The following is a 9,274-nucleotide window of genomic DNA, read 5'->3' as shown; positions in this document are numbered from 1 at the left end:
ATTCTCGGTACTATCAGTGAGATTATCATTGACCGCAAGAGCGTCAGAGGATGTAGCTGCCATGTTAAGTTTAGCGACGCCACCATGATATTTAATGATCAGGTTCTGATCGCTTAAAATACGGATATCACGCCTGATGGTTTGTAATGAGACCCCAGCAGCTTCTGAAAGCTCTTCTGTAGTGGCAAATCCAGCTTGATTTATATATTGAAGTACTCGATTTAACCTTGGACTATTCATTGGACATCAATTCACTGTAAGCAGAAATAGAACTCAATATATCAATCATTCCTCATGTTGATAATAATGCAGTGGTAGTAACTTTATTTCGTTGACATAAATCAAAATATTAATGATGTTGAGCGAAAAGTTATACTCTGGCTATCGGTACAAGTATTCAGTATTTACTTTATATGGTTTAACTGGTTGATTTGTACAAAAAATAGCTTTTATCCTTTTTTGAAAGCAGCTGGTTATGATTTTTTGGGTTAATTGCAACCATGACTTTAACTGTAAAAATACAAATAATACGGGTAGCTTCCCATAATACGTCTTTTGTCACCTGTTTTTATGAATGAGTTAGTGATCTATGGTGTTTTTCGCGCAGCCGTGATTCAAATCAATGATTTGTGATCGTAATCGAGCAAACATACCCCTGCTTAACTTACTATCTTCTTTGCGACGAAAATTATCGATAAGTATTAATGTGTGCAGAGTGATGCAGCTTATCTCTATCAGTTCACCCTGTATGATGATCAAAATATGTACTTCATTACATGTTTGCTGGTGGCATGCACACATCAAGAATCATGGGTTGAATGATGAGCAGTTTAATAACAAAACAAAAGTCGATTTTAGCTGTAGCCATTACATCTGTTTTAGGTGCATGGAGTGGACATGTTTGTTCTGCAGACCTTGGACCAATTACAGATCTCACCGAATCGGTGACTATTAATCAAGGTGACCGGGTTTATAGCGCCTCCGGCAGTGCCATAGACATCACCAGTGGCGGTGATAGTAAATATGATATTACCAATAATGGTATTGTTCAGTCAGACAGTGCTGCAGCCATCAGAATAACCGGAGCCAAGGCCGGCGATATTGTCAATTACGGACAGGTTATTGGCGGTATGGTTAATGGCGAGCAAATTGCGCTGGATACCAGGGGAAGTGAAAATGGGATTGCATATGTCATGCAAGGAGGAAGTGAGACTTCAGGCAATCTATATTTAAATCCAGATAAATATGGTTCAGAAATTGCGGTTAAAGGTAGTACGGCGGCCATTTTTGATGCTGTTTTGGTTTCTGGTGCTCGTGAGTTTAAAGTTGGGCAAGAAAGTACCCTGACACTCAGACCCCAGAATGAGTCCATAGTAATGGATATGCAGGCAGATGGGAAAGTTCGTCTCAGTAATAAATCAACATTGAATATAGAGCTGAACGGAGAGTTAGCGGATGATGAAGCTGCACTCAAGGTTAATGGAGGCTTCGAACTTGATACCGGCGCGAGTGCAGATCTGGTTGTACGGGGTAATGTCCAAGACGTAGCGGGCACTCAACGTTTAATTGAGGCCGACTCGATTACCGGTTATGGCGATTTGGAAGTCACAGGTGGTTGGTTGCTAACAGTGGATAGTCATCAGCTCTTAACCAATGCTGACGGTGACCAGTATATTGAAGCTGAAATATCATACAATGGAGAGGCATCGGCCGAAGATCTGGCACAGATGGCCATTGCCGGGGGAGCCGATACTACCGAGAGTCAGGTATTGGAATCGTTTGGTAATATTGCACTGGGTGGCACCGAAATAAGTTCGGATGTTATTACATTTACCAGTGAGAATAGTGAAGAGCTTGCCAATTTGCTCAATGGCGTCAGCAATGATCAGGAGGCCGCCCGGCTGGCTGGAGAGTTAACCCCTGATCGTAGCGGTGCAATTATCCACGCTATTCACCGCAGTCAGAACCATCAGCTGGATCATATTGATAAGCGACTGTCCGTGTACCGCAATGGCCAGGAAGGCGGTTTCTGGCTGAATATGTATGGTTATCAAGGTGAAAAAGACGTTAATGGTCGTATTGATGGTTATGAGGTCAGTGGTCTCAGTGCCAGCTTTGGTATGGATAAAAATTATTCTGAGAACATGATCGTTGGCGCGGCTTTCAGCATTAATCGACAGGATATTGATACCCAGATTTATAGCACTAACTATATCGTTGATGATTACCAAATGTCGCTCTATGGTAGCCTTAACAAAGATCAGTATTTTACGACATTGGTCGTTAATGCTGGTTACAGCTCTTTTGTCAGTGCTCGCACGGTCGGTGAAAACATCGGCTACAGCGGTAATACCAAAGCAGAAGGCGACTTCTCAGCTATGAACATCGCTTTGCGGATGAATTCAGGAGTGAACTACGAATTTGGCAGGTTCTCAGTTCAACCATTGGTGGCCGCTGAGCTGAACCATCTGAAAATCAGCGATTATGAAGAGACGGGGTCTATAGCTTCCTTAAGTTATGATGATCAGTCTGTTTCGCAGATTAAACTGGGGGGAGGCTTAAACGTGAGCACCAAAATTGAGCTGGATTCAGCGACATTATCGCCCTCACTAATGGTAATGGGCTGGTATGACTTTAATGCTGATGATGAACAGATTGATGCTTACGTTCTGGCTGATGAAACTACCCAGCTTGATATAGATACCGTTTCAGGTGCGTCCAAGGAGCGTTATGAGTTACAGGCTGCCTTGGATTATCACATGAGTCGAAAGGGTAAACTTGGCGTTGCTCTTGGGCATCAGGTTGAACATGATTACATTGATACGAAGTTGCAACTTCAATATCAATATAGTTTTTAATCAAATCATAATTCCCCCAGTGTATACGCACTTAATCATAGGAGATAAATTAACGACCAAGGTAACGATCTTGGACAGCACCAGCTGGAGATAGAAGTAGTAAAAAATAGAAAAGCAGCCAAAAATACCCGATATTTCTGGCTGCTTTAAATAAATCAAGCTAGAGAGCTGGATAGCATCATCAATGCACTGATAGTGATTAAACCGAGTGTGGCTCGATGCAATACGGAATCCGAAACACTTCTTACCAACCGTCCGGCAATGGGCACTCCAATCATGGAACCGATAATCAGAATGATTGCTGTGGTCATATCAGCCTGACCTCCACCTGCGTAACTCATGGCAGAAAGACCAGACAGCATAAGTGCGATAACGATAGAAGAGCCCACTGCCTGTTTAATATTTACCTGCAATAATACGGTCAAAATCGGGAGAAGAAGAACACCACCACCGACACCGGTTGCACCAATCACTACGCCAGATCCTATACCTGCAAGTAATGTGCGCCAGGCAGCAATATTACCTATGGGAATTATTTCATCAGTTGTTTCTTTAACTTCTGTGATTGGTTTTTTTCTGCTTTTGAAATCTTTATAAACCATGCTGGCTAGCGACAGCACAATTGTCATGATAACCATAAAATCTACAGTACTATTGATAAAACTGGCAGTATCTGGATTCTGTGATAAACGTACAATGTATTGTGTTGTCAAGAATGTAGCGGGTATGGCTCCCGTCAGCATTAGGCCACTTTTTCGCCAGCTGATATTGCCCATACGGATATGAAGTGCGGCAGCGTTGATTTTCATCAAAAAGGCACATAGGCTGGCAGTACCAACAGCCAGAACGGGGTTCATGCCAAATATACCTCTTAGTATTGGGATCATTAGTACACCACCACCAACTCCAGTCATCCCAAGCGCAAGACCAATTAAGCAGCCAATCAGCAGAGTAAAACCCAGTTCTGTAATGCTGAGAGCTAGAATGGATTCCAAAGGAATCCAGTAAAACAATGCTTCCATTATTCAGTCCAAAATTATTACAACAAAAGATAACTAGTCATGGCTGATATAAACTACATTGGAAGTCTAATAATCATTTATGATTATAATCATAAAAGGGATTTGATAATTATTGTGTGATGATTGTAAAAGTTTGGTGATAGCTAGAAGTAATTACAAGGATATTTGCAATGGTCATTATCATTACTGTGAAAGTTTATGGGTAGTTTTATAGCTATAAACGTATATGAGTACAGCATGAAAAAATAGCTATAACTAGCTCATAAGGGTTTTTGTCGAGTACCGTCACTATGTTGTCTAATTATATGTTTGGTGTAGTCTCCATTACAGGAAAAAAACGATGTGTATTACTGGAAAACTATCAAAGCTCTGAATTTACCTCGAGAAAATCCTTTTTTATAGATGGGTGAAGTAATCACAGGATCGGTTGTATTAATTAATGGCTGGCTTTGCCATGAAGTGGAATGCCGTTGTAACGATTTATTTTGATAGCCATGTACCCTGCTATTAGCTTATGATGCCTATGACTAATAGGTCTAGTATCAGTTTTTCAAACTATTGATGTTGATCCATGAGCAGTTTATACACCAATCTTGAAAATAGAGATGCACAATCATTGCTGCGAATTATTGCATCCTACGGCAGGGAGCGAAGCTTTAGCCTGAGGCAGACTGTTTACAGGGAAGGCGAGAATCCCAAGGGTTTTTACTACTTAATATCAGGGCTAGTGGGCTTGCATAAATTATCACCTAATGGCAAGCAGCGGCTGCTGAGAGTTTACTCAGAGCACAGTTTTTTTGGTTATCGTTCACTGTTGGGGCAGGATCCATACTATGGCTCAGCCATTGTATTAAAGCCCTGCAACGTTTTGTTTTTCCCATTTGACAAGATTACAGAGCTTGAAAAAAAAGTGCCGGATGTTTTTCGCTATTTCTCATCTTTTCTCTCTACTGAGCTGAAGGACGCTGAACTGCGTATTTTTCGCTCTTCATCGGTAAAAATGAAAGACAGAGTGATTGATTCTTTGCTTTATTTACAAAACTATCATGGTAATTATGATTGGACTTATCGGGAAGTTGGTGAGTTTTGTGGTGGAGAAACAGAAACGATAATCAGAATATGTAATCAGTTGAAACAGGTTGGAGCCCTGAAAAAAGAGAGCCGACACTGGCGAATAGTTGATGAAAGGAAGTTACTGTCACTGAAGGAAAATGGTTAAAAAGTGCATTATAAAATTGATAAATAACTGTATAAATTATGTGATTACTTGGTGATGCCTTTATATGACGGTGTTTATTATTAAACTATTATACCCGCCGACAGCAGGATTTCCAGTTATCTGTGTAGAAAAACTCAAATCTATAGGGATCCAATAATATGATTAACTTTTTTAGAGTTGTACCCGCTCGGTGATCAAATACATGTCAATTATCTAATCGAAGTTTGCTACCCAAACATGTTAGAGCCCATGTTGATTTTTCTGACTGCTCGTGGTGAGGGGCTTTTAAGTGGGTGATAATAGCTGTATCTAATCTTAAGGGATCGCTCAATGTCTCAGACATAATAGCCATTATGGGCTAGCGGAACAATCCGTTTATGAGTTCCTGGCTGTTTAGCATTGTAGAGATGATCCCGCTGAAATGTTTTGTTTCAACAGTGACAGAGGAATATTTCCAGCTTTGAGCTGGCTTTTTAATGTTTAACGGTATCATCATACTTACGGCAATAAATGTCGGTAACCCTAGTAAGAGCCATGACAGTACAAAGCAAAATACTGGAATAGTAGCAAGTCTAAGTTTAATTGATAGCTATCAGATCCTCTAAACCTGCACCACTTTTTATAAAATTATCGATTTGCTTTAAATGACATCTAGTAAGCTCGGTAAAATACTTGCTGCAGAATTTTGAGGGTCACTACTAGCCCTTTGGCAGTGGTTATAAATGGCGGTATAGAGTTTGGCTCTCTGTTTCATGTTCAATGAAGGTGCTTGCCGGTCACAGAAAAAGTTAACCTCATCAATAACGTTGTACAGCAAGTCGGAAGAAATAGAATCAGAGCAAGTTGGAGACACTGTCATATTATCTAGTAAGGGCTTCAGCACCTTATTGATATCATGTACTTGCACTAACGTAAGTAATGGGCTGACTCTCTTTTGATCCCCAAAAAGTATAAGAGGCTGCATTTCGCCTTTAATAATGGATGTTAGCTCAGCTGGTCGAACATAAGCGTTGTACCAGTTGACTTCTCGTTCCTCTGAATCCCGCAATGAAAAGTGCTTAGCGATAATATCGTATAACGTTTGTGAGAATTTACCACTATAGAGCTCCCAAGCTTGGTATTGAATTATTTCACTTCTGTACTGATATTCTTTTTCGGTAGAAACAGCTATAACTATTCGTTGGTTATCGTGACATAAGTATATGTTTTGTGTATCAGCCCTCTGTGAAGCCAACATCCGCATAATTTGTTCAGAAAAGTCATTTGAGTCTGATGCATTATAGATACGAAATGCTCTTCCTTCTCCGGTTACCAGCCAGGTTAGTTCAACGCCTTCCTGCAAACTTATTGCTTTTAATATTTCAGATCCAGGAGTCTGGCCTTTCTGCATTTTCTCGGCAGCCCCCCTTGATATGCCAAGATTAGCAGCCCAAGGGTATAGCTTCCTTCCGGCAAGCAGGTAATCCAACCTGTCTTTGAAAGGAGAAAGACCAGATTGCTGAGCATAATAAGGATGATAATAGTAGTAGGACACAGCCAGTTCCTATCAAAAAGTATAAATGATTACTTCAACTTGTAGTTATTACATTATCATCAAAAAAATAATATTAACATCTAAAAGTATTCTCTAATAAATAAAAATTACCAGGTATTTTATTCTCTAAAAAAGGATATTATCATCAATGGTGTTGACTTTGCCTCAAGCTAAGCGTTAACTTCTTAGATGCAGTACACACAAGCGTGATGTATCAATGGGGCAGTATTTGATGCGTATGGAAGAAATGTAAGTACCAGCATGGAGGGAGCGACTATGACAGGATCTGACCTTGAGGAAAGAGTTCATGCAATAAACACAGTAAATGCAGAAAGAAGGGAGCTGACCTTGAGAAACTTTACCAGGGAGACTGCGGCTGTTGATTTAGCTCAAATGTCGTTGATGCACAGCGGTAGTGGTGCCCAAGCGGCCGCTAAGTTGCTTATTGCTATGGAATATGGAAAGCCATTTGAATTCCAGATGCTACTTAGTCTGGATTATGAGAACCGAGCAAAAGCAGACTTGATGATCGAAGGCTATCTGCCTCACGATTTATGGCCATCTCGGTGGATGAGCAGTGCGGGGGTTGATGGCCAAGGATTGATGGAAAAAGTATTCGATAAGTGGAAATAGTGGCGGCTGATGGTATCAGGTCAATAGGGCATTGGAGGCAGGTAGATATAGGATGGAAGCTGAAAAACTGGTATCAATTCGAGATATTACTCGACTAACTTCTTTATCATCACCAACGATATACCGACTGATTAATGATGGGAAATTTCCACCAGGTCGAATGATTACTAAAAATAGGCGAGTCTGGCGAATGACTGACGTTAAAGCCGCAATGGAACAACTGTGGAGTGATGCTGGCTCCTAATCGTTTCAGCCTGGATCAATGTCATTCAGCATTGAAAGTTGATAGACGTTAAAATGATATTTCTGATATATCTCACTTAATTGACGGCATAGTTTCTGGTGGTCGAATGCTTGGAGGTATTTATTGTCAGCTTCACAGAAAAAATCAATAAGATCAGCATAGAGCTGAAATGCTACACGCATTAAGAGCATCAATGATGCTTGATTGTATACGGCTTTTATCCCAGATTTTGAATGACCTGTCATGATGCTTGTTATATCGGAACTTACTCCCAAATTTCCCAGAGTTGTTTCAATAGAGCGTCTGAAATCATGGTTGATTTTGTGGCCTAGTTGATAATATCTACGGTACTCTGTTATTGCATTATGATAGTTTCGGTCCGATGAGGGACCTGTTTTTTGTCTCTGCCATCTATTGTCGATGAAGGCATTCTGCTTGCTACCAAAAACATGGGTGTCATTTCCAAAGCCGTCAACAGCTTCCTGTATAGTTTTGATAAACTGTTTAGACATAGGAAGTTTGAGAGGTTCCTTTTGCGATTGAGTTCGACCCTTCTGGTTTTTCAGTCGTTCTGCAGGAATTGTCCATATTTCACTGTCAAAATCGAACTCTTTGATCTCGGCATGCATGAGTTCAGACCTTCGTACACCTGACAAAATTAGTGCTTTTTGTATCAAATAGAAGTCTTTTCCAATCTTTATATCATCAGGGTTTGTCAGGAGGGTTTTTATTTCGCCCATGGTGTAGTATTCCTTCCTGACGCTCTTCTGGCGTTCTATCGTCACTGCTGAAAATGGATTGTTATTGATCCAAAACTGCCTGACTGCATGGTTGTACATAATGACTGCAAAGCGTATCGTGTCTGCTATGGTCGTTTCAGTGATGTTTCCACTTTCCCTCATTCCCTTCACAAAACCTTGAATCTTTGCGATGGGTATTGATTCAGCTTTATCATTTTTGAAGACTGGTAAGAGGTGATTTTTGATCCTGTTATAAGCATTGGGATTAATATTATTGGGTTTAATGTGCTTGTTATAATAGTCATTGACCAATTGGGAGAAAGTCATCCCTGGTTGATGCTCGATGATGGCATCTTCACCCATGACCTTCTTGTAAATATTGGAGCGAACTTCGTTATCAAGGATATCTTTACCATTCTTTCTGGCAGCTACAGATAGTTGATGAAGTTGCCTTGCATAATCTAATGACAGGTCGGGATAATCACCATATTCGATACGTGATCGCCTGTTTCTGTGTTTATCAATAAAACGCCATCCAAAACGCTTGCGACCATTAGGAAATATCCGGAGTAAAAGACCTGATGAGTCTCGGAGGATTGTTTCTTTTTCAGGTGTTTTGAATGTGCGGATTTTTGCATCCGAAAGATTTTCACTCTTTGCCACTAGACCTTCCATAAAGTTTATTATTCTTAATTCATTCAAACACTATAGACTGTAGAAGTGAATAGGGCATTTGATATTTAAAGAAATGCGGGCATTTCTATGGGTCTTTTTATTAAGATTGTATGTAAATAGTGTACTGAATGGATCATATGTACTCCATTGGATGAAGCGGATTTGACTGGAGTTTTTTTCTCTATCCAATTGAAATATTGAGAGAATGTAGGCTATGAGAGGGAATGGGCGAAACCTCCCCACCCTGCCGCTGCCACGTTTGCCCGTGGCCGTAACGGTCACGGTGGGGGCTGCTGAGGTGAATCGGGCTTTCCGCTACGAGGCGGACCTGCACTCCAGCACCTGCCAG

General features: G+C 40.7%; 8 protein-coding genes and 1 pseudogene. 4 read left to right on the top strand and 5 right to left on the bottom strand.

Going from position 1 to position 9,274, the window contains the following annotated elements:
• A partial coding sequence (locus GV64_RS26040; RefSeq protein ID WP_034844785.1) for a DeoR family transcriptional regulator occupies positions 1-240 on the bottom strand: 240 nt, incomplete at its 3' end.
• Between the two features lie 581 nt (positions 241-821).
• Between GV64_RS26040 and GV64_RS23365 the strand changes: the two genes are divergently transcribed.
• On the top strand, positions 822-2,858 hold the full coding sequence (locus tag GV64_RS23365) for an autotransporter family protein (RefSeq protein ID WP_020584020.1): 2,037 nt from the start codon (positions 822-824) through the stop codon (positions 2,856-2,858).
• A 155-nt stretch (positions 2,859-3,013) separates the two neighbouring features.
• Here GV64_RS23365 and GV64_RS23360 read toward each other — a convergent pair whose 3' ends face one another.
• Entirely contained in the window at positions 3,014-3,880 is an 867-nt protein-coding gene (locus GV64_RS23360; RefSeq protein WP_020584019.1) for a sulfite exporter TauE/SafE family protein, read from the bottom strand.
• 571 nt (positions 3,881-4,451) lie between these two features.
• On the opposite strand from GV64_RS23360, the gene GV64_RS23355 reads away from it, so the two are divergent.
• The gene (locus GV64_RS23355; protein WP_020584018.1) at positions 4,452-5,099 is read left to right on the top strand and encodes a Crp/Fnr family transcriptional regulator; all 648 of its coding nucleotides are present in this window, start codon (positions 4,452-4,454) and stop codon (positions 5,097-5,099) included.
• 335 nt (positions 5,100-5,434) lie between these two features.
• Here GV64_RS23355 and GV64_RS26315 read toward each other — a convergent pair.
• Positions 5,435-5,503 (bottom strand): annotated as a pseudogene (locus GV64_RS26315) (IS1-like element transposase); the annotation flags it as partial.
• Between the two features lie 236 nt (positions 5,504-5,739).
• Positions 5,740-6,633 (bottom strand): hypothetical protein, encoded by an 894-nt coding sequence (locus GV64_RS23350; protein WP_020584017.1) that lies wholly within the window; start codon positions 6,631-6,633, stop codon positions 5,740-5,742.
• A 276-nt stretch (positions 6,634-6,909) separates the two neighbouring features.
• On the opposite strand from GV64_RS23350, the gene GV64_RS23345 reads away from it, so the two are divergent.
• Positions 6,910-7,266 (top strand): hypothetical protein, encoded by a 357-nt coding sequence (locus tag GV64_RS23345; RefSeq protein ID WP_152554247.1) that lies wholly within the window; start codon positions 6,910-6,912, stop codon positions 7,264-7,266.
• Positions 7,267-7,318: 52 nt separating this feature from the next.
• A complete protein-coding gene (locus GV64_RS26310) occupies positions 7,319-7,510 on the top strand; it encodes a helix-turn-helix transcriptional regulator (RefSeq protein ID WP_020584015.1) in 192 nt (63 codons plus the stop codon).
• A gap of 5 nt (positions 7,511-7,515) precedes the next feature.
• Here GV64_RS26310 and GV64_RS23335 read toward each other — a convergent pair whose 3' ends face one another.
• Positions 7,516-8,925 (bottom strand): tyrosine-type recombinase/integrase, encoded by a 1,410-nt coding sequence (locus GV64_RS23335; protein WP_020584014.1) that lies wholly within the window; start codon positions 8,923-8,925, stop codon positions 7,516-7,518.
• Positions 8,926-9,274 lie beyond the last annotated feature (349 nt).

The organism is Endozoicomonas elysicola (assembly GCF_000710775.1).
In the GTDB taxonomy this organism is placed as follows: Bacteria; Pseudomonadota; Gammaproteobacteria; order Pseudomonadales; family Endozoicomonadaceae; genus Endozoicomonas; species Endozoicomonas elysicola.
This window is presented reverse-complemented; position numbering and strand designations above follow the sequence as displayed.

Bases quoted from the DNA above. Each gene is read 5' to 3' on its own strand.
- GV64_RS23365 (WP_020584020.1), top strand. From the start codon at position 822: ATGAGCAGTTTAATAACAAAACAAAAGTCGATTTTAGCTGTAGCCATT.
- GV64_RS26310 (WP_020584015.1), top strand. From the start codon at position 7,319: ATGGAAGCTGAAAAACTGGTATCAATTCGAGATATTACTCGACTAACT.
- GV64_RS23360 (WP_020584019.1), bottom strand. From the start codon at position 3,880: ATGGAAGCATTGTTTTACTGGATTCCTTTGGAATCCATTCTAGCTCTC.
- GV64_RS23345 (WP_152554247.1), top strand. From the start codon at position 6,910: ATGACAGGATCTGACCTTGAGGAAAGAGTTCATGCAATAAACACAGTA.
- GV64_RS23355 (WP_020584018.1), top strand. From the start codon at position 4,452: ATGAGCAGTTTATACACCAATCTTGAAAATAGAGATGCACAATCATTG.
- GV64_RS23335 (WP_020584014.1), bottom strand. From the start codon at position 8,925: ATGGAAGGTCTAGTGGCAAAGAGTGAAAATCTTTCGGATGCAAAAATC.